This is a genomic window from Enterovibrio gelatinilyticus (assembly GCF_028683095.1).
GTDB classification, from domain to species: Bacteria; Pseudomonadota; Gammaproteobacteria; order Enterobacterales; family Vibrionaceae; genus Enterovibrio; species Enterovibrio gelatinilyticus.
In genome coordinates, this window is sequence record NZ_JAJUBC010000003.1 from 43,979 (window position 1) to 63,688 (window position 19,710).

19 protein-coding genes are annotated in these 19,710 nt (G+C 45.9%); 7 read left to right on the forward strand and 12 right to left on the reverse strand.

All coding sequences use genetic code 11. The annotated features are described in order from the left end of the window. The first annotated feature begins 49 nt into the window (after positions 1 to 49). Positions 50 to 1,606 (forward strand): BCCT family transporter, encoded by a 1,557-nt coding sequence (locus tag LRP50_RS03270; protein WP_274163064.1) that lies wholly within the window; start codon positions 50 to 52, stop codon positions 1,604 to 1,606. A gap of 117 nt (positions 1,607 to 1,723) precedes the next feature. Here LRP50_RS03270 and LRP50_RS03275 read toward each other — a convergent pair whose 3' ends face one another. From LRP50_RS03275 to LRP50_RS03290, 4 genes are read right to left on the reverse strand one after another with little or no spacing between them, the layout of a single operon-like run. Continuing rightward, positions 1,724 to 2,332 carry a nucleotidyltransferase family protein gene (locus LRP50_RS03275; RefSeq protein WP_274163065.1) on the reverse strand — a complete coding sequence of 203 codons (609 nt, stop codon included), beginning with the start codon at positions 2,330 to 2,332 and terminating at the stop codon, positions 1,724 to 1,726. Further along, a complete protein-coding gene (locus LRP50_RS03280; RefSeq protein ID WP_274163066.1) occupies positions 2,329 to 3,372 on the reverse strand; it encodes an XdhC family protein in 1,044 nt (347 codons plus the stop codon). Before LRP50_RS03280 ends, LRP50_RS03275 begins: the two co-directional genes overlap by 4 nt. A gap of 54 nt (positions 3,373 to 3,426) precedes the next feature. Continuing rightward, complete coding sequence (locus LRP50_RS03285; protein WP_274163067.1) at positions 3,427 to 5,646, reverse strand: xanthine dehydrogenase family protein molybdopterin-binding subunit; 2,220 nt, start codon at positions 5,644 to 5,646, stop codon at positions 3,427 to 3,429. Then, positions 5,647 to 6,114: a (2Fe-2S)-binding protein gene (locus LRP50_RS03290; RefSeq protein WP_274163068.1), complete on the reverse strand. Its 468-nt coding sequence runs from the start codon at positions 6,112 to 6,114 to the stop codon at positions 5,647 to 5,649. It lies immediately after the preceding gene. 281 nt (positions 6,115 to 6,395) lie between these two features. Between LRP50_RS03290 and LRP50_RS03295 the strand changes: the two genes are divergently transcribed. Next, on the forward strand, positions 6,396 to 7,283 hold the full coding sequence (locus LRP50_RS03295) for an AraC family transcriptional regulator (RefSeq protein WP_274163069.1): 888 nt from the start codon (positions 6,396 to 6,398) through the stop codon (positions 7,281 to 7,283). Between the two features lie 99 nt (positions 7,284 to 7,382). Here LRP50_RS03295 and LRP50_RS03300 read toward each other — a convergent pair whose 3' ends face one another. Further along, on the reverse strand, positions 7,383 to 7,934 hold the full coding sequence (locus tag LRP50_RS03300; protein WP_274163070.1) for a hypothetical protein: 552 nt from the start codon (positions 7,932 to 7,934) through the stop codon (positions 7,383 to 7,385). Positions 7,935 to 8,141: 207 nt separating this feature from the next. On the opposite strand from LRP50_RS03300, the gene LRP50_RS03305 reads away from it, so the two are divergent. The 3 genes from LRP50_RS03305 to LRP50_RS03315 all read left to right on the forward strand — a co-directional run bounded on the left by LRP50_RS03305 (position 8,142) and on the right by LRP50_RS03315 (position 12,899). After that, positions 8,142 to 9,602: a cobyric acid synthase gene (locus tag LRP50_RS03305; RefSeq protein WP_274163071.1), complete on the forward strand. Its 1,461-nt coding sequence runs from the start codon at positions 8,142 to 8,144 to the stop codon at positions 9,600 to 9,602. A 196-nt stretch (positions 9,603 to 9,798) separates the two neighbouring features. Further along, a complete protein-coding gene (gene aroG, locus LRP50_RS03310) occupies positions 9,799 to 10,854 on the forward strand; it encodes a 3-deoxy-7-phosphoheptulonate synthase AroG (protein WP_274163276.1) in 1,056 nt (351 codons plus the stop codon). A 596-nt stretch (positions 10,855 to 11,450) separates the two neighbouring features. After that, entirely contained in the window at positions 11,451 to 12,899 is a 1,449-nt protein-coding gene (locus LRP50_RS03315) for an MFS transporter (RefSeq protein ID WP_274163072.1), read from the forward strand. 122 nt (positions 12,900 to 13,021) lie between these two features. Here the strand turns inward: LRP50_RS03315 and LRP50_RS03320 are convergent, their stop codons facing one another. The 5 genes from LRP50_RS03320 to folM form a co-directional block, all read right to left on the reverse strand. Next, positions 13,022 to 14,149, reverse strand: a complete 1,128-nt coding sequence (locus tag LRP50_RS03320; RefSeq protein WP_274163073.1) for an amidohydrolase — start codon at positions 14,147 to 14,149, stop codon at positions 13,022 to 13,024. A 209-nt stretch (positions 14,150 to 14,358) separates the two neighbouring features. Continuing rightward, entirely contained in the window at positions 14,359 to 14,928 is a 570-nt protein-coding gene (locus LRP50_RS03325) for a YceI family protein (protein WP_274163074.1), read from the reverse strand. Continuing rightward, the gene (locus LRP50_RS03330; protein WP_274163075.1) at positions 14,925 to 15,464 is read right to left on the reverse strand and encodes a cytochrome b; all 540 of its coding nucleotides are present in this window, start codon (positions 15,462 to 15,464) and stop codon (positions 14,925 to 14,927) included. The genes LRP50_RS03325 and LRP50_RS03330 overlap by 4 nt, the downstream gene beginning before the upstream one ends. Before the next feature lie 126 nt (positions 15,465 to 15,590). Next, complete coding sequence (folX, locus tag LRP50_RS03335; RefSeq protein WP_028022519.1) at positions 15,591 to 15,953, reverse strand: dihydroneopterin triphosphate 2'-epimerase; 363 nt, start codon at positions 15,951 to 15,953, stop codon at positions 15,591 to 15,593. Between the two features lie 18 nt (positions 15,954 to 15,971). After that, a complete protein-coding gene (folM, locus tag LRP50_RS03340; RefSeq protein WP_274163076.1) occupies positions 15,972 to 16,685 on the reverse strand; it encodes a dihydromonapterin reductase in 714 nt (237 codons plus the stop codon). A 129-nt stretch (positions 16,686 to 16,814) separates the two neighbouring features. On the opposite strand from folM, the gene LRP50_RS03345 reads away from it, so the two are divergent. Next, positions 16,815 to 17,522 (forward strand): SDR family NAD(P)-dependent oxidoreductase, encoded by a 708-nt coding sequence (locus LRP50_RS03345; RefSeq protein WP_274163077.1) that lies wholly within the window; start codon positions 16,815 to 16,817, stop codon positions 17,520 to 17,522. Between the two features lie 42 nt (positions 17,523 to 17,564). Here the strand turns inward: LRP50_RS03345 and LRP50_RS03350 are convergent, their stop codons facing one another. Together LRP50_RS03350 and LRP50_RS03355 are read right to left on the reverse strand one after the other, a co-directional pair. Further along, positions 17,565 to 18,089, reverse strand: a complete 525-nt coding sequence (locus LRP50_RS03350; RefSeq protein ID WP_274163078.1) for a C40 family peptidase — start codon at positions 18,087 to 18,089, stop codon at positions 17,565 to 17,567. 188 nt (positions 18,090 to 18,277) lie between these two features. After that, on the reverse strand, positions 18,278 to 19,144 hold the full coding sequence (locus tag LRP50_RS03355; RefSeq protein WP_274163079.1) for a LysR substrate-binding domain-containing protein: 867 nt from the start codon (positions 19,142 to 19,144) through the stop codon (positions 18,278 to 18,280). A gap of 121 nt (positions 19,145 to 19,265) precedes the next feature. Here LRP50_RS03355 and LRP50_RS03360 point away from each other — a divergent pair, with 121 nt between their 5' ends. After that, the gene (locus LRP50_RS03360) at positions 19,266 to 19,514 is read left to right on the forward strand and encodes a DUF1127 domain-containing protein (protein WP_274163080.1); all 249 of its coding nucleotides are present in this window, start codon (positions 19,266 to 19,268) and stop codon (positions 19,512 to 19,514) included. The last annotated feature ends 196 nt before the right edge of the window (positions 19,515 to 19,710 follow it).

The following is a 19,710-nucleotide window of genomic DNA, read 5'->3' on the forward strand; positions in this document are numbered from 1 at the left end:
ATTGATGTGCTGGTAGAGTGCTTTCCCTCACGCCCATTGTGAGAGCAGCATGACTTTTAAATCTATAATTTCTAGCGATAAACTCGTTTCAATCCTGACTGTCGGATTCTTTTCCGCATTTCTATTCGCAGCGACGATGGATATCTCGCACTTCTCTACCATCATCAATACGCTTTTCGGCCAAGTCGCACATTTATTTGGACCATTTTGGCAGTGGCTGATGGTGGGTAATTTCATTCTTGCCCTGATTGTTGCCCTGTCGCCTGCGGGGCGAATGACGTTGGGAAAACGCTCGAAGCCTGAAATTAGTACGTTCCGTTGGTTGTCTATGATCATGTGTACCTTACTCGCTGGAGGCGGCGTGTTTTGGTCAGCGGCTGAGCCTGTTTATCACTTCATGTCGGTACCTCCTACGTTTTCGGACGCGCAACCTGCCTCGAGCTCCGCGGTTTCTGCCGCACTCAGCCAAAGCTTCTTCCATTGGGGTTTTCTTGCCTGGGCTGTGCTTGGCACATTGTCGACGATCATATTGATGCACGCTCATCATCAAAAAGGCCTAAAACTCAGGCCTCGTGCGCTGTTGTACCCTTTGTTTGGTAAGCGCTTAGAAAATCATTGGTTTGGTGCGGTTGTTGATACGGTATCAATTATCGGTGTCGCAGCAGGTACGATTGGACCAATCGGATTTCTCGCTAGCCAACTCGGCTACAGTGTTGAATCATTGTTCGGTGTGGAAAACAGCTTAACGCTTCAGCTTTGTATCCTTTCCGCCGTTGTCGCTGCCTATTCCATTTCTGCCTTTTCTGGGATGGATAAAGGCTTGCAGTGGCTTTCAAAACTCAATGTAATTGGCGCAGTATTGCTTCTGCTTGCTGTGTTGATTCTTGGGCCAACGGCGTTTATTTTTGAGCAGTTTGGCAATGCCTTCGGTCATTATGTGGTTAATTTCCCTGCAATGAGCCTTGGTGAGCACGACGCGGGATGGATGACAGGCTGGACATGGTTTTTCTGGGGGTGGTTCATTGGTTTTGCCCCAATGATGGCAATTTTCATTGCCAAGATCTCCGATGGAAGAAGTATTCGAAATCTCGTTTTTGCCGTCGCCGTTTGTGCACCGATTGCCACTAACTTTTGGTTCAGCGCGCTTGGTGGAACGGGGATATTCTTCGAACTCACGCAAGCGGGTAGCATTTCAGCGCCTTTGGCAGACGCAGGACTACCGGCAGTACTGATTGCAATGCTGCAACAGCTTCCGCTTCAGTTCATTCTTGTCCCTGCGTTTTTATTGCTTACCACGACCTTCGTCGCAACCACGGGAGACTCAATGGCTTATTCCATCGCCGTTGTGACATCGCAAAACACAACCCCATCAAAATATCATCGTCTGTTTTGGGCGTTGATGCTGGGTATCGTCGCAGGTGTATTATTGATGGCGGGTGAGGGTGGTTTAGGTGCTTTGCAATCGTTCATTGTTATTACCGCCGCCCCAGTATCGCTATTGGTTGCGGTTACCTTAATTTGTGCACCAATCACCATTAGAGAAATGATGCGGCAGAATGCGCATGTTAACTCGGCTGATTTAGTGCCAGTATCACAAAGAGTTTGATGGCAGCCTGATGTAGCCATGTCCAAATAGAACGACGAAAAGCCATCCCGATTTGGGGTGGCTTTTTGTTATTAATCCATCATTTACCTAATTAAATGGTTTGTATTTTGTTCAGTGCTACCAGAGCGATGACATATGGGTAAGGTAATGAACATAGTTCGCTAAGTCTTCTGGCGTATCGATATCAATATTGCACTGGTCCAAAGCGAGCTTATCGATAAGATGGGCTCTGTCCATGAGCAGCTTCTTTGCCCCTTCGTCACCTTTGAGCGCTTTGAGTTCATCAAAAACACGTGCATTGATGATGGCTGGAACACCAATGGTATCTGGGTATTGGCAACATGCTGCGTCTGATTGGTGACGCTCATAGACCTGACAAAGTAGTGCGACATTATCGCCAGTAATAGCGGGTTGATCGGCTAACAAAAATAGCAAGCCATCATAATCATCACACAAAGTGTGAGTGACATGGGATATCACGTCCCCAATACCTTGTTGCCAGTTGTCGATATAGAGCAGTTTCGCATTCCACTGGTTATCTGCTGCCGCTTGAGACAACGCTTTGTGCCAGTATCCAGTTGCAATATAAACATCAGGCGTAACCGCGTTGGCAGCCGTGATGCTTGATTCGATGAGAGGGCGATCGTTGATTAGAGCAAGCGCTTTGCAGCTGCCAAACCTTGAGGCTTTTCCGGCAGCGAGAATAACGGCGGCGATTTTCTTCATTCTGATGGGGCACCACTGAACGACAAGGCGTTCGCATTGTTAAGTGTTGCAATACATTCTGAAAGCATAGAGATTGCGATACCTTCTGGCAATGCCGCGCCAAGTTTCAACCCGGCAGGTCCATGCAATTTACATGGGAACTGCGATGAAGACACTTGTGCCACCGAAAGGACTTCCTGCTTACGATGGATGGGTCCAAGTAGTGCAAGGTATTGGATTCTGGTTGTTGTTAATGCTGAAAGCACTGCCGCATCGAGTGTCACGCTGTGCGTCATGGTTATCACGGCATCAACGTTATAGTCGTTACAGTACGCTGATAGCAAATCAGCATCGCCGCGTAAGATCTCGTCAACACAATCAAAATAATCACGACGCGCATTCGCAGGACGAGGATCCCACAACGTTAGCTTCCAACCTAAATGATGAGCGAGATTAACCAACGGCCTGGCGTCAAACCCACCACCAGCAATCAATAAATGAACAGGGGGCTGAACATATGTTTTCAGCCATGTTTGTTCACCTTCCATGAATCGCTCGCCAATCGTTTCTTGATCGCTATGATGTTCATGCGGTGTTTGGGATACCATAAATTCAGCGCATTTTTCGCTCACGACGTCATGCAAAGAGGTCATAGGAATTTGCTGATAGTAGTAGCCGGATTGGCGAGCCAATAAGTGCTCGTAAACCGTGTTAAGTGATAGATAGTTGTTGTCTCGGGATATTGGATGAAGCACGATGTGCACTGTCCCTCCACACCCAATACCGAGTTGAAATGAGAGGTCATCTTCATCCTGACTGTCGTAAACCTGTGTGATTGGTTTTCCGGTAGCCATGACCTTTTTAGCGTGACGTTGAAGGTCTGATTCTAAGCACCCACCGCTTAGCATGCCTAGTTGCTGTCCAAAGCTGCTAAACAACATCATGGCTCCCGCTTTGCGATAGCAGGGACCTTCTGTTTTGAAAACAGTGCCGAGTACCCACTCGGCATTGTCTTTTTCCGGATACCACTGACTCAATAGATGAAGAAGGTGGTTTGACATAGTTTACGCATCCATTCTCGAACAATGATCAACAGCAATATGCTTGCTTTACCTTTATGACAGCTTCATGGGTAAGTCATAGAGACGTTTGCCAGTCGCTGCAAATACCGCGTTTGCCAGAGCAGGCGCGATAGGCGGCGTTCCGGGCTCGCCTACACCAGTTGGGGCTTCCGCTGAAGGGACAATGTGTACTTCAATATCGGGCATTTGAGGTCCTCTCAATACCTGGTAATCATGGAAGTTTGATTGCACCACCGCGCCATCTTGTAGCGTGATTTCACTCAACAGAGCGGGTGACAAACCAAACCCGATGCCGCCCTGCATTTGTGCTTCAATGATGTCAGGGTTAATGGCAACGCCGCAGTCGACGGCACAGACGACACGATCAACCTGAATCTGACCGTTTTCAACTGTGACTTCGACCACTTGTGCGACAAAACTGTTGAACGATTCATGCACGGCGACGCCTCGTCCGCGACCTTTAGGTAATGGTGTTCCCCAACCAGATTTTTCTGCAGCGAGTTTCAAGACGCCGAGATGCCGTGGGTGATTTTTAAGGAGTGCTGTGCGAAACGCTACCGGATCTTTACCTGCTTGGTGTGCCAGTTCGTCGAAAAATGTCTCTGTCGAAAATGCCGTGTGTGTGTGACCGACTGAACGCCACCATACGACAGGGACGGGTTGAGAGACGGTATGAAGTTGTACCGAAAGATTTGGGATGGCATAAGGGAGTGTGGAAGCGCCTTCAACGGATGAGGCATCAACGCCATCTTTCACCATGAAGCCCTCGAAGGGGGAGCCTGCTGCGATAGATTGTCCAACAATGCGTTGCTCCCACGCCTCAATATTGCCATTTTCATCGAGAGAACCACGGATTTTATGCACGTACATAGGACGGTAGTAGCCCGCTCTCATGTCGTCTTCACGGGTCCAAACCAGTTTAATTGGCACACCCGGTTGGCTCTTGGCAATGTGTGCCGCTTCAAGCACATAGTCTGACTGAGGATTCGCTCGACGCCCAAAGCTCCCGCCAGCAAACAACGTGTTAATGCTTACGTTTTGCGGCTTCAATCCCAACACGGCCGCCACTGACATTTGGTCGACGGTTTGCAGTTGTGCACCATACCAAAGTTCCGCTTTTTCACTATCAGCGACAACGACGCAGTTCATGGGTTCCATGGGGGCATGAGCGAGGTAGGGGAAGTAGTAGGTGGCTTCCACTACGTTTTTGGCCTTGGAAAGGATGTCTGGCGCATTACCATCGCTGCGTGCTGGAAGGCCCCGGGTTTGGGCGAGTTCGACGTACTCGGATTTCATTTCTGCGGTGTTTTTATTGAATGCTGAGCGATCCCATTTGATTTGGATCTTGTCTCTTCCGATCTTTGCGCTCCAGAAGTCCTTGGCAATAACGGCAACGCCATTTGGGATTTGCACGACATCAACAACCCCAGAGGATGCTTTTGCTTCGGTCGCATCAAAAGAGACAACCTTGGCACCAAAAGCGGGTGGATGAGCAACAAGGGCTGTCAACATGCCTTCCAATTGGACATCTTGGGTATACAGGGCCGTTCCATTACTCTTGCCCTTGTCTTTGCGCGGCGTGCCTGTTTTACCAATGAGTGTGAATTGGTCGGGGCTTTTGAGCGTGATTTGCTCATCGGTTGGTACGGATTGCAGAGCGGCAAGCTCTGCCATTTGACCAAAGGTGGCAGACTTTCCCGATGCTTGATGGGAAATGACACCTTGGCTGACGAGAACTTCAGAAACGGGCACTTCCCATACTTTAGAGGCTGCGCTAACAAGCATGGCACGTGCTTTGGCTCCTGCGTATCGCATTTGCATGAAGGAGTTCGCGATGGCTGTGCTGCCGCCAGTCCCTTGAACAGGACCAAAGAGAAGATTGTTATATTCCTGTGCGTTAGAAGGGGCGGCTTCGGTTGATACCTTTCCCCAATCCGCATCGAGTTCATCTGCTGCAATGGTCGCGAGGCCAGTGGTGACACCTTGCCCCATGTCCAAATGCTTGATAATAATCGTGACGGTGTTATCTACACCAACACGAATGAATGCATTGGGTGAAAATTCAGCACTGGAGATGTCTGTGTCTGTTTTGTTTTCCGCTGCGAAGGTTGGCAAGTGAACGCCCAGCGTGAGTCCTGCGCTCGTGGTTGAAAGCAGTTTGATAAAGCTCCTGCGGCTAGTACCAAGTTCGCCCTGAACGGCTTTTTGATTGTCGTTTTGCTTAGGGGCGTAGCCATTAAATATATTTCTCATTTATACGCCCTCTTTTAGTTCACTAGCGGCATCTTTGATGGCTTGTCGAATACGAACGTAGGTCGCACAGCGGCAAATGTTGCCAGACATGGCTGCATCAATATCGGCGTCTGTCGGGGAGTTATTGGTGGCGATGAGGGCACTTGCCGCCATGACCTGACCAGATTGGCAATAACCACATTGGGGGACTTCGAGTTTTTCCCACGCAGTTTGTATGAGTGTGGCTGCTTGAGATTCGATGCCTTCAATTGTCGTAATCTGTTGACCTACGACGGCAGAAACAGGGGTAACACATGAACGTATTGGTTGGCCGGCTAAATGCACGGTGCAAGAACCGCACTGAGCAAGGCCACAACCAAACTTAGTGCCAGTGAGTTTGAGGTTGTCTCGAATAGCCCACAACAGCGGGGTATCTGCGGGTACGTCTAAGAGGTAATCCTGTCCGTTGATATTGACAGAAAAGGCCATGGTTATCTCCTTCCTTAGTTCTATTGCGACATCAGCTTCATGACGCGATGAGTTCCGTAATGACATTAGCTCGATAGTGATATTTCTATTCGAGTCATTCCAAACGCCTTTGCACGTAGAAATCGCTTGCAGTAACTATGGCTAACAAATGACCCGTCGGTTATCGAGATTTTCTCTATTCCTTGCCTAAAACTACGGAATATCAGTTTGGTATCACTTAAGTCGCTTAATCAGTGTCATAATTCTACGGAAGCGGCAAAATAAGTAGGGATAGCATAAATATGCAATTTGAGTCATTTCTGGCTGATCAAGTGGCAGGACTCGTTGAGGGGGAAGGGTGTCACTCCTCAACCATTGAAGGAATGAATCTGTTTCTATGCTCTTCAAATGTGTCAGTGATCCCCATCGTGTTGCAGCCTGCAATTTGCTTTGTACTTAGGGGGCAGAAACGTGTTATCACGGGGAAATCTTCGTATATCTACAATGCGAACAGCTATCTCATTAATTCGGTGACAAGACCTGTTGAAGCGACCTTATCTGACGTCAGTAAAGATAGGCCTTATGTAGGAGTCAGTCTCGCTATTGACCAGCACTTAGTGGGTCAGTTAATGATGGAGATGGCACCTTGGCAACAAGAATCAACGGAAGAGCAGCAAATGGCGCTGACCCATTCGACGAATTTGACTGAACCGATCGCAGAGGTGATTCAGCGTTTGGTGGATACGCTTGATAACCCGATGGATCAGGAAATACTTTCAGGATCGTTGAAGCGAGAATTGTACTACCAAGTCTTGAAAGGCCCGTGTGGAGGATTGTTAAGAAACAGTGTGAGCAATCACGCGGGGGCGAATCGTATTGCTCGTGTTGTTCATTACCTTGAGCAGCACTTCGAGCGTAATATTGATATTGAAGAAATTACACGCGTAGCCGGAATGAGTTCATCCACTTTGCATGAACATTTTCGCAAGGTCACCTCGGTATCACCTATGCAGTATGTAAAGTCATTACGTTTGCATAAAGCTCGTTCGATGCTTTCATCGGGGCTTCAGGTTGCGGAAGTGTCATATGGGGTTGGCTACAGCAGCCCATCCCAATTTAGTCGGGAATTTAAACGCTATTTTGGGTTTACACCCAGCGAAGCCCGTTCTTTGATAGGCTCGCTAGGTTAGTTTGGAATATTTGTTTGGTGCTACTAACCCAAAAAACGGCAAGTAGAAACCTGCCGTTTTTTGCATAGAAAAAGGGTATTGTTCGTTAGTCTGCTGGTATCAAAACTCGAAACGAACGTTGAAGTAAAATTGTTCTTTATACAGGCCATTGGCTCGGTAATTTAACCCGATGGACAGCAAGTCGGTGGAATGAAATCGCCCGCCTAATTCTACGACACTTCGTGTATCGTCGGAGTCAAAAGCCACCTGACCTACAAGCAGATTTGCTTCAATCTGTGGCAGTATCCAAGCTCTCACACCCACATTGACCCCGTAAGCGAGTTCGCCAAAATCATGTTTATCATCTTCTGGGAACTTCACTGAATAGATTCTTGCGTCGCCATGAACATCAACAAAACCATTGATGGGGGCATGAAAACCCGCGCCGCCAGAAGCAATCCAGTCTCCTTCAAATTGGCTGCTTCCGCTCACTACAAAATGAGCGCCGTCCATAAAGGCTAACTGGCCAGTTGCACCCAAACCAGATGGGTTACCAGTGAAGCCAATCTCTAAATTGTTGTAGTTAAAATTGGTCGCCATTGTGGATGCAGAAAAAACAGCTGCCAAAGCAAATACCAATCGGATCACGCGTAGTTTTATTAATCGTTTCACAGCATTCCCTGCCTTTTTCAAACTTGTAACAATGTATGAAGTGTATGAGTTGCTGGCGTAAAACTTTAGTGGCGAGGTCTATAACTTTGACCACAACGGCAAACAATTTCTTAGCAATGGGTTGCGTTGGCATTTTTTTGCAAACAGTGTGGTATCTTTGCACGCTTCATCAGTGGTTTAGATTCAAAAACAGAATGAGGTCTTCTCATGCTTCCAACTTCTCGCGCTCTCATGGTGCAAGGTACGACGTCTGACGCAGGAAAAAGTGTACTTGTGGCGGGGCTAGGTCGCCTACTCGCGCGCCGGGGTATTCATGTCGCTCCGTTTAAATCTCAAAACATGGCATTAAACAGTGCGGTCACCGCTGACGGGGGTGAGATAGGGCGTGCACAGGCATTTCAAGCATTCGCCTGCGGTGTTGAACCAACGGTGCATATGAACCCCATTTTGCTTAAGCCCAACTCAGATTGCGGTGCACAAATAATCGTGCAAGGTAAAGCGGCGGAATCCATGAATGCGATAGGGTTTCAGTCGTATAAAAAGTTCGCAATGACACCCGTAATGGAATCTTTTTCTATTCTTCAGAAGCAGTTTGACTGTGTGTTGATAGAAGGGGCGGGTAGCCCTGCGGAAGTGAATCTACGCGAGAATGACATCGCCAATATGGGGTTCGCCGAAGAGGCGGACGTTCCTGTGATCATCGTTGCCGATATTGATAGAGGCGGTGTGTTTGCGCACTTAATCGGTACTTTGGACTGCTTGTCTCAGTCAGAACGCGATCGTGTCATCGGTTTTGTCATCAATCGCTTTCGGGGTGATATCTCTTTGTTAGAGCCGGGTCTTGAATGGCTCGAAGAGAAAACCGGAAAACCCGTGATTGGAGTTGTGCCATATCTTCAGGGGCTCATGCTGGATGCCGAAGATGCCATTGATGTGTCTCAGACTCAATCGACAGAAGGCGATGTGCTTAATATTGTCGTCCCTGTCGTCCCGCGAATTAGCAACCATACTGACTTTGATGCCCTTCGAATTCATCCACAAGTGAACTTACAGTTTGCTGCGCCAGGTAAACCGCTTCCTCCGTGCGATCTCATTATTCTTCCTGGTAGCAAAAGCGTGATTTCGGATTTGACGTCAATTCGTAATTACGGTTGGGACCATCAAATTGCAAAGCACCTAAGATATGGCGGTAAAGTCATGGGAATCTGTGGCGGCTATCAAATGCTTGGCAATCGCATCGAGGATCCTCATGGGATTGAGGGAACGATGCTTAAGACTGATGGTCTTGGCTATTTGGATACGCATACTGTGATTGAACGAGAAAAAGTGCTCACCCGAACAGTAGGCACGCTGACACTCGGTGGTGAGCGAGCAAAAGTGACAGGTTATGAAATCCACATGGGGGTGACATCGTCAAAGGGACAGACCCTTATTACGTCAGAAAATGGGCAAGACGGCCTCATTAATACGGACCAAAACGTTCTAGGTACATACTGGCATGGGGTGTTCGATTCACCTGAAGCGTGTTCGCTATTGTTAGCATGGGCAGGTTTAGGAGAAGTAAAGGAAATAAGCCTAGAAGCCGAAAGGGAGCGTAGTATCAATGCGTTAGCTGACGCATTGGAAGCGTCGTTGGATATGAGTAAGCTCTGGGCGTCCAATTTTTAAACTAGAAACAAAGCCCAATAGCACATAATTTCCGTTGGTCAATATATTGATGCGATAAAAATTATTAAATATCTGTAAAAATAGGTTTGCACTCTGTTGGGAATGGCGATAAGTTATCAATCATTATGTAGGGAAACACATTGTTCAACCTTAGGTATGAATAGTGATTAGCGAGCAGCAAGGTGAAAGAATGAGCATTTATCAAACAGACGACGTACGCATTAGCAACATCAAAGAACTCTTGCCACCTGTGGCAGTGTTGGAGAAGTTTCCGGCCACTGAAAAAGCGTCTGAGACTGTGTTTAATGCTCGTCAGGCAATCCACAATATTCTCAATGACAATGATGATCGACTGCTGGTTATCATTGGCCCATGTTCAATCCATGACCCAGAAGCTGCTGTGGAATATGGAAAGAAACTCAAAGCGCTGCGTGATCTTCATGCTGATAAGCTTGAAATTGTTATGCGCGTTTACTTTGAAAAACCACGTACTACTGTAGGTTGGAAAGGCTTAATCAACGACCCGTACATGGATAACAGTTTCCAGCTTAACGATGGTTTAAGAATTGGTCGCAAGCTGCTTCTGGATATCACCGATATGGGTCTTCCTACGGCAGGAGAGTTCCTTGATATGATCACGCCTCAATATATGGGGGATCTGATTAGTTGGGGAGCAATCGGCGCACGCACAACTGAATCTCAGGTTCACCGTGAGCTGTCTTCTGGTTTGTCATGCCCTGTAGGTTTTAAAAATGGTACGGATGGGAACATCAAGATTGCAACAGATGCAATTCGTTCTGCAGAATCCCCACACCATTTCCTCTCTGTGACTAAATATGGTCATTCAGCCATTGTAGAAACCGCAGGTAATGAAGATTGCCACATCATTCTTCGTGGTGGTAAAGAACCAAACTATTCCGCAGAACATGTTTCGGCTATTACAGCTCAGCTAGATGCGGCGAAGCTACGTAATAAGCTGATGATTGACTTCAGCCATGCAAACAGCAGTAAAGATTTCAAACGTCAGGTGATTGTTGCGGATGACGTTGCTAATCAAGTTGCTGGTGGAAATGATGCAATCTTCGGTGTGATGATTGAAAGCCACTTGGTTGAAGGTCGTCAGGACTTAGTTGATGGCAAAGCACCCGTCTATGGTCAAAGTATTACCGATGCATGTATTGGCTGGGAAGACACTGAGCAAGTGCTTCAACGCCTGGCAGATGCAGTCAACGAGCGACGTGCTGCTAAATAAGCGCTAGTCACTCACGCGCCTAATTCGCAAAGCACAAACTCCTAAAGCCAGTAGGTAAATGATACCTGCTGGCTTTTTTGATCTTTGCGAACTATCAGTCCCGTTTAGATCCGTTGGCTACAAGCGTATTGTATTCACCAATATGGTGCACAGGAGTATGCAATCGGCGCTTTAACGCTATATAGAGAAAGCGCTTTCGTTACATTTCAATAACAATGCGTGTGTGTTGTGTATTTATAGTCAAATTATAACTATCTGATTGTAAAGAACTATATTAATTATGCATTGTGCACGACATCGCTCTTCTTTGTGTCTCTATATTGCGATGTGTTACATCAGCATCCATTTTACTGTTTGCTCTATCACTTATGCGTAAAATACTGTAATTCCATAACAGTTTAGTTGATAGTTCTGTGACGATGGGCTAAACCACGCTATATACAGTAAATATTGTGACTATCATTTCTCACCGCAAAAGAAAGCGCTTTCAAAGTGATGTAATGTGGTCAACTCTTCTTTGGTGTCAGTTTGAAGTGACTCGCAACACCTAGTTAGTATTGCGATACCAAATTCACAAACGGTTAACAAGAAGAGCGATGTCACAGATAGAAGCGACAGAAAATCACAACATGGAAGCGAAAAAAAGCGTGCCTACGGCTCAAAAGGGTGCATACGGTTCCGGTACGTTAGTACTTAACCTGTTACCTGGCGCATTAGGTGTGTTCTCGTTCTTCCTGATTACTGCATTTGGAATTGACCCATTTCTAGCAGGACTGCTGGGTGGCCTTCCAAGACTCTTTGATGCAATTACTGACCCAATAATGGGTTTTATAACGGACAACACCAAGTCGCGTTGGGGACGAAGAAGACCTTACATTGTTGTCGGTGCCATTCTTAGTGGCGTATTTTTCGCATTACTCTGGCAACTTGATCCTGAAGCATCTCAAGCGTACAACTTTTGGTATTTCCTCATTTTCTCGCTGATCTTCACCATTGGTAACACCATGTTTGCAACGCCATTTGTAGCCCTCGGTTATGAAATGACGTCAGATTACAACGAGCGCACACGCTTAATGGCATTTGCACAGACTATGGGTCAAATCGCATGGATGATTGTGCCTTGGTTCTGGGTATTAATTGCTGATCCTGAGCTTTTCCCTTCTCAGGCAGAAGGGGTTCGTGAGTTGTCCCTTTATGTTGCTGGAGCGTGTATTGTTCTGGGTATTTTGCCAGGCCTGTTCTGTAAGGGTATTGACGATAGCAAAATGGAGAACCGTGCTGAAATCTCCTTTGCAACACTTTGGACAAATTTGATTTCTGTGTTCTCGGGTATCAAGAAGGTCTTCAAAAATAAGCCGTTTGTAAAACTTTGCGGTGCGACATTTTTGGTGTTCAATGGTTTCCAATTAGTGGCTTCGTTTAGCTTCTTCATCATCGTCTTTCATATGTTTGATGGTGACTATGGCGCAACAGGTAGTTGGCCAGCTTGGTTTGCAACTGTCAGTGCAATGACCACCGCATTTTTGGTTATCCCAATCATCAGCTATATGGCGAGTAAGCTTGGCAAGCGTAATGCATTCATCATTTCAACCATGATCTCAATCGTTGGATACGGTCTAAAATGGTTCAGCTTTGACCCATCTAACCCATGGTTGATCTTTATGCCAATTCCTTTGATGTCATTCGGTATTGGTGGGCTGTTCACTCTGATGATGAGCATGACGGCAGACGTATGTGATATGGATGAGCTTGCTAACGGTATGCCACGTCGTGAAGGTACATTTGGTGCTATTTATTGGTTGATGGTCAAACTTGGTCAGGCTTTGGCGCTTATCTTAGGTGGCCTAGTGATTAAGATGGTTGGTTTTGATCCAGGTGCCGCGAGTCAATCGGCAGAGACGCTCGTTCAGTTACGTCTTGCTGATATTCTTATTCCAGCATCGACGGCGGCATTGGCAGTTCTCGTGATGTGGAATTACGATTTGTCTGAAGAGAAAGCACGTGCAATCAAAGCGAAGCTTGTAGAGTTACGTGGCGAGCTATAAATCTACAATAAGTATCTTATAAATGTGCCCATGAGCACGAGTATAGATAGTCTGAAGGATGAGCTTTGCTCATCCTTTCTTTTTTTGCAGTATGTTAGCTGTTACTGGTTCGACTCATAGAGTTAGATTCTAAGCCCATTCATATCTTTAATGATTTGTTCAAAGAGCTTGCTTGAGATATCGATCAAGGTGTCGGGGAAGTCATAGTGCGGGTCATGAAGAGGTGGGTGTTCTGCACCACTTCCTATTCCAAAAAAAGCCGACGGCCACGCCTTCGAATACTCTGAAAAATCCTCAGACCATCGCATAGGCTCTTCAAGATTGACAAAGTCAAAGCCTAGATCTTTGCATGCTTGTTTGAGCAGCATGTTGGCTTCGCTATGGTTAATGGTCGCGCTGAATGAATCGACCCAGTTTATGTCGAGTGTTAGTCCATCACGATCCGCATAGTACTGTGCTCGCTCTTTGACATGATCACAGAGTGACGCAAAGCTTTTGTTGCTGTCACTTCTTAAGGTGGCCATCAACTCACCGCTCTCTGGTGTCGTCCCAAATGCAGGCTTTCCTAAGTTGATGTGGACGATAGTCGACATAGTTAGACCGTTTTTTATGGTAGAAGGGAAGCCTTCAATATCAATCATGAGTTGCCTAATGGCACGTGAAGGGTTGATTGCCGTTTCCGGATAAGCGGCATGCGCGGTAGTGCCAGTAAATTTGACAGAAACACCCGTTGATGCACATGAAAATGTGTTATCTCTGCAAAGTATTTGGCCTAGAGGGAAGCCGGGCACGTTGTGATAGCCGAACGCATAATCAATATGTCCTTGCGACCACTTGTCATCAGCGAGCATAGATCTTGCGCCTTCACCATTCTCCTCAGACGGTTGAAAGAGTAGCGTCACAGAACCTCGCTGTAGGTGTTGCTCAGAGAGTCTATGTGCTAACCCCATTAGGCTTGCTGAGTGGCCATCGTGACCACAGGCATGCATAACCCCGAAGCGTTGTGAACCGTGTTCATGGTTTGCGCGTTCGTTGATGGGAAGTGCGTCCATATCAGCACGAAATAGAAGCTGAGGACCTGCTTGATCGCTTTCAATTTTTACAATAACGCCGTGCCCTCCAATCCCTTCAAGGGGGGCATAACCAAACGTACGCAACGTTTCTGCAATCACTTTTTGAGTTTCTTTTTCATTTCCAGAGAGTTCTGGCATTTTGTGCAAATGGTGTCGAAACAGAATTGGGTTGAACATTGCTCCACCAAGCTTGCTGAAATCAGCCCCACACTCTACGCGCTGATATAGGCTATTTATGTGATCTAGATCGACTATGTAAATGGATCAGATCAGAGTTGTCTTTCCGCAAATCTGAGTCTACCGATAAGGGGTATTGGGAAGGAAAAAGAGGGCAGGCTTTCACCTGCCCTCAATCTAAAAGGGGGAATTGCTTAACGGCAGCCGTATTATTGACGAACACCTTCAACATGAAGTTCTAAGTCAACATAACTAGATGCGCCCATGACGGCAATGTCGTAGTCTTTTAGTTCCAAGCGTGTCGAACCTTCAAAGCCAGCACGGTAGCCACCCCATGGGTCACTGCCAGCGCCAATGAAGTTGGCTTGAATCGCAATTGGATTTGTTTTGCCATGCAAGGTCAGGTCACCATTGACAGTCAGAGTTCCATCGCTATTTTCTTCTATCGTTGTACTCTTAAATGTAGCAGTCGAATATTTCGATGCATTGATAAAGTCGTCACTGCGCAAGTGTTTGTCACGCTCTGCGTGATTAGAATCAAGGCTAGTGGTATCGATGTTCACGGTGATGTTGGAAGCCGTAATATTGCTTGGGTCATAAGAAAAGTTACCACTGAAATCATTGAAGCGACCTTTGATAAAGCTATAACCTAGGTGCGGCACTTTGAAGTTGATAGATGCGTGAGCGCCATTGGTATCGATGACATAATCATCAGCTAATGCAGTGGTAGAGAATACTGTTGCTACACCAAGCCCTAGAGCAATAAGCGTCTTTTTCATTTTGATTTGCCTCCAATCATTTTCCGTAACGTATTATCTTTATCAATAAAGTGGTGCTTAAGTGCAGCGGCGGCATGCAAAATCACCAAGCCAATCAGCCCATAAGCGGCATAGTAATGAATGTTTCCAGCGATATCGGATTGATCAGGGAATAGCTCCCCGAATGATGGCACTGAGAACCAATCAAAAACCTCAATTGGACGTCCATCAGAAGTGGAAATTAAATAACCTGAAGTGAAGATCACGAGCAAAAGCACGTAGATAATGTTGTGCGCAGCATGTGCAGCGATCTTTTCGAATTGGTTGCCTTCAATATTTGGTGTCCCTTTAGCAGTACGCCAAATAAGACGAAAAATCGTTAGAGCGGCAAGACAAATACCAACAGATTTATGCCAATGGGGAGCCGTTTTGTACCATGTACTGTAGTAGGTCAAATCGACCATCCACCAACCTGCTGCAAACAGCCCAATGACAACCAGAGCACTTAGCCAGTGTATTAAGCGTAAAGTAAGGCTGTATTGCTCAGTTCTTTCCATTTCCGAAACGTGTCCATGTGATTAGTGTTAATGAGAATTATAATCAACTAATCGGAAAGGTTAAGCTGCCAACCCTGAACGACTTGTTCGAAAAATTAGAAGAAACTATTGGTGTAATGATGAATGTCACTCTTCTTGCTGCCAACTTAGGCTGAGCGATACTGAGTCTGCAAACCTTAAAGCATGTGGTTTATCGATGGTGACGCGTGCAAACGTCACCCAATGATGGCTCTTTGCGATGTCTAGTACGCTGGAAACCAGTTTCTCGAGTAACAAGAAGCGCCCATTTTCAACGTGATCGATAATCGCTTTCGTAATGACTTTGTAATTGAGTGCTTCATCTACCACATCACTAGAGCATGCTTTGTCACCGGGGTAATGAATTTCAAGATTGAGCACGACATCTTGCTTCTTTTCTTGTTCATCAGGATTAAAGCCGATGTAAGTGCGTAGGCGAAGATTGGTAATGGTGATAATCGCATTTTGCATAGCTGTCATTCCATCTTGTTATTTTAGTGCTCGACCACCGTCAAGGTTGACGCTTTGGCCAGTCATATAATTGCTGTTCAAAATGAAGTCTACCGCGTTGACCACCTCGATCTCTCCAGGCGCCAATTTCATCAAAGACTTCGACAGCGCTTTCTGTTTGTATTCTTCATCGTCATTCGCATTAAACATAATCAACGCGGGAGCGATGCTGTTCACTTTGATTTGTGGGGCAAGCTTTTGTGCAAAAGAGAGCGTTAAATTCTCCAATGCTGCTTTACTTGCCGCGTAGGCGATGTGTTTTGCGCTACCTTTTCTTACAACATAATCAGTAAAGTGAATGATGTCACTGCCTGCCTGATTATTTGAGCACATAAAGGGGGCGAGGGCCTGATTGAGCAAATAAGGCGCTTTAACATGTACTTGCATCATTTGGTCTAGCAGGGCGGCATAATCATCCGTGTTCTTTTCAGCATTCCAATCCGATGCATTGTGTATTAGCGCTCGAATGGAAATATTTTTTTCGGCCAAAGTACGGGCAAATTGATGAATACCTGCATCAGAGCCAAAATCTGCTTGAATGCAGTCAACACCACATTCTCTTAGTGTTTCAACGCCAGGTTTTTCGGTGCGATAAGAGACAATGACTTTGTTTCCATCTTCAGCAAAGTGTTTGGCAAGGGCATAGCCAATTCTTTGACCCGCGCCAGTGATCACTATGGTGCTTTGGCTCATATATAACTAATCCAAGATAAGCGAAATTTTGTTTGCCGTATTCCATACGAATTAGCCAACAAAAAGATCAGTGAACAATTTGTTAATCAATGATTACATGATTTTAGCAGAATACACTTAAGGAATATGATGCAGAAGACGGTATTGGTGGCTGGCTCACATGGCGGGGTTGGAACAGCCTTAGTTGATGGATTTATCGAAAATGGTTATGAGGTTATAACGATTAGCCGAACGCAAATGAATGATAGCGAAAAGCACTTGCGTATTGATATGAGCGAATCGAGTAGCATCGATGTTATACGAGATTGGATAGCACCTTATATGTCTGAATTGATAGGCATTGTTAACTGTGCGGGCATTTTACATGACGCCCAACACAAGCCAGAAAAAAATCTGAATCAAGTGACAGGTGAATGGCTAGAGGAATCTATGAAGGTCAATGTGTTATCGCATTTACATCTTGCGCAAGCAGTAGGCACTATGATCACGTCTCAATCGAGCCTTAAATGGATTTCTTTGAGTGCGAAAGTCGGGAGCATCGAAGACAACTTATTAGGGGGGTGGTATAGCTATCGAATGACCAAAGCAGCCCTCAACATGTTCCTCAAAACACTGTCTATTGAATGGCAGCGTCGTGCTAGCAAGAGTTCAGTGATAGCCATGCACCCTGGCACAACTCAAAGTACGCTTTCTGAACCATTCACGAGAAATTGGCCAAAGGAAAAGTTGTATTCCCCGACGATTACCGCCAACAGAATCATTACGCAATTCGAGCGAATGGACGCAAATAGCTCTGGGCATTTGTACCATCACGATGGTTCGATTATTCCGTGGTAAACCTAAGTAATCTGATGGGAGAAACCATGTTTATCATTCAGTCTAAGGCAAATAGTTTCTGATTTGCCAAATTCGGGCGGACCAATAAGGGTTGTCAAGCGTTGAAATCATGACGCCTTTTGATGACGAAGCATGCATGAATTGTCTGTCACCAATATAGATGCCAACGTGATAACGCTGAGAGCCGGTTTTGAAAAAGATAAGATCACCAAATGAGGCTGACTTGAGAGATGTTTTACTTCCTTTTGTCACCTGTTGTCTTGTGGTTCGTGGTAATGAATGTTGAAAAACAGCTTGATACGCTTGCTGAGTAAATGCGGAGCAATCTATCCCTCTTTTGGAAGCGCCCCCCCAGCGATAAGGTGTCCCTTGCCACTCTTCAAAATATTGAATGAGAGCGAGATTAAATGGTTGTTCTGGGTTAGCCACAGGTGCCAATGAGTTAGGCCTATTGGTGTTGTAAAACGAACCTGTTGACGAAGAAGCATGGTCTGATTGTGTAGATTCACAACCAATGAGGGACATGCAGGCGAGAGCAATTGCGTTACAGGTAATCAGTGTGCGCATTTCTAGGTAAAACACCTGCTATTGGTCAATGTTCTGAGTCTAAATATGCATATCGTGCTGAGCAATAGTCATTGCTCAGCAGTGTTTGCCGTTTCTCACGAATAAGGCAATATACCCAAACAATCTGAAGGCCTCTGAAATCGAGCATCTTCAGGTTGATTGGGTATAAGCTATCAGAATACTGTCGATTAAGCGGCATTTTGATTGCGTCGGATATACCATTCAGTAATGTAATCAGCCAGAGCAAGTACGGCTGGTTCACTTGCCCCAGGCTTAAGGCTGAGCCCACTGGCAATTGACGTCTCCAAGGAATGCCCGTTTAGCGACTCAAGTAAATCCATACTTTCGGTAACTGAACATGCGGCGATAAGCGACACGGCCATACCCGACTCAATAGCGGCATTCAAACCATGAAAATCTGCCGCAGACAATGTTACCTGATAAGGCACGCCAGCTCGGTCCAGAATATCCATAGCAAGTCGTCCCCAGCGACAATCAACTTCGACAGCCAGTGGTAAAGGTCGATCCTTACAAAACGTAATATGCTTGGCTTTGGCCCAAACCAACTTTTCAGTAAATAACTGGGTGGCGGGGTAGCTTTGATCATGAATATTGATGAGTGCGAGATCTAGGCGTCCATCGCGTACTTGTTTGAGTAAGCGTTGACTGCTGTTACTTTGAACGGATAGCTGCAAGTTAGGGTATCGCTCTGAAAATCCAGTCAGAATGCGTCGAAAAACAAGATTGACGTAATCATCGCAAACCCCAAGTTTTACGGTCCCATTCATCTCAGGGCTATGGAAATGGGCCATCGCTTCATCATTTAGTACAAGCATTTGTCTAGCAAAACTTACCAGCGTCATACCATGCGAGGTAAGTACATGGCGGCGACCTTGCTTTTGAAACAAAGCCACACCGGCGACTTCTTCTAGTTTTTTCATTTGCATACTGACGGCAGATTGTGTCCGGTGAACACTGTTTGCTGCAGCCGCGAAGTTGCCACAGTCTACGATGGCAACGAGGGTTCTGAGCTGGTCGATATCAAAGTTAGTCATACTTCAGCTCCTTTGAAGTTTTTAGTTAGAAATATTGGCTTTTCTTAACAATTAAATTGTTTAATTATTGAACTGTCAAGTCTGGGGGCCAAATAGAACAAGATCACGAGGAGTCATCATCATGAAGAGTAAAGCGGCAAGAACAGAGTGCGTGCAGCAACCCATAAGCATGTCTCTCGCAAAGAAAAACCTAAATGGCGGCTTCATTGCGAATGTGATTCATCGTGTGTGGTCTGAGTGGCGTCGGTATCAGTTGATCCAAGAGCTTGAACACAAACGAAACGATGAGCACTTTTTGTGTGATGTTGGTCTAACGCGCGCTCAAGTTGACGAAAAACTTAGGCAGTTGAGGCGTCAAAAACCTTTGTAAAAACCGAATTTAATGAATCGAGTCCTTTGGCAATATGCATCGCATATCCAACCGTATCTTTGTATGAAGATGCGGTTTTTTTTGCACCAGGTCATGTGATAGCAAGATTAGTATTTGTCTCACTAATGAGGCGGCATGGGAGGATTTGTATCTTTAATATGTTCGTCATCCTACTGTGGCGTAATACTGTTTGTCA

Excerpts from the sequence above, each read along its gene's own strand:
- LRP50_RS03270 (WP_274163064.1), top strand. The coding sequence starts at position 50 with ATGACTTTTAAATCTATAATTTCTAGCGATAAACTCGTTTCAATCCTG.
- LRP50_RS03275 (WP_274163065.1), bottom strand. The coding sequence starts at position 2,332 with ATGAAGAAAATCGCCGCCGTTATTCTCGCTGCCGGAAAAGCCTCAAGG.
- LRP50_RS03280 (WP_274163066.1), bottom strand. The coding sequence starts at position 3,372 with ATGTCAAACCACCTTCTTCATCTATTGAGTCAGTGGTATCCGGAAAAA.
- LRP50_RS03285 (WP_274163067.1), bottom strand. The coding sequence starts at position 5,646 with ATGAGAAATATATTTAATGGCTACGCCCCTAAGCAAAACGACAATCAA.
- LRP50_RS03290 (WP_274163068.1), bottom strand. The coding sequence starts at position 6,114 with ATGGCCTTTTCTGTCAATATCAACGGACAGGATTACCTCTTAGACGTA.
- LRP50_RS03295 (WP_274163069.1), top strand. The coding sequence starts at position 6,396 with ATGCAATTTGAGTCATTTCTGGCTGATCAAGTGGCAGGACTCGTTGAG.
- LRP50_RS03305 (WP_274163071.1), top strand. The coding sequence starts at position 8,142 with ATGCTTCCAACTTCTCGCGCTCTCATGGTGCAAGGTACGACGTCTGAC.
- LRP50_RS03315 (WP_274163072.1), top strand. The coding sequence starts at position 11,451 with ATGTCACAGATAGAAGCGACAGAAAATCACAACATGGAAGCGAAAAAA.
- LRP50_RS03320 (WP_274163073.1), bottom strand. The coding sequence starts at position 14,149 with ATGTTCAACCCAATTCTGTTTCGACACCATTTGCACAAAATGCCAGAA.
- LRP50_RS03325 (WP_274163074.1), bottom strand. The coding sequence starts at position 14,928 with ATGAAAAAGACGCTTATTGCTCTAGGGCTTGGTGTAGCAACAGTATTC.
- LRP50_RS03330 (WP_274163075.1), bottom strand. The coding sequence starts at position 15,464 with ATGGAAAGAACTGAGCAATACAGCCTTACTTTACGCTTAATACACTGG.
- folX (WP_028022519.1), bottom strand. The coding sequence starts at position 15,953 with ATGCAAAATGCGATTATCACCATTACCAATCTTCGCCTACGCACTTAC.
- folM (WP_274163076.1), bottom strand. The coding sequence starts at position 16,685 with ATGAGCCAAAGCACCATAGTGATCACTGGCGCGGGTCAAAGAATTGGC.
- LRP50_RS03345 (WP_274163077.1), top strand. The coding sequence starts at position 16,815 with ATGCAGAAGACGGTATTGGTGGCTGGCTCACATGGCGGGGTTGGAACA.
- LRP50_RS03350 (WP_274163078.1), bottom strand. The coding sequence starts at position 18,089 with ATGCGCACACTGATTACCTGTAACGCAATTGCTCTCGCCTGCATGTCC.
- LRP50_RS03355 (WP_274163079.1), bottom strand. The coding sequence starts at position 19,144 with ATGACTAACTTTGATATCGACCAGCTCAGAACCCTCGTTGCCATCGTA.
- LRP50_RS03360 (WP_274163080.1), top strand. The coding sequence starts at position 19,266 with ATGAAGAGTAAAGCGGCAAGAACAGAGTGCGTGCAGCAACCCATAAGC.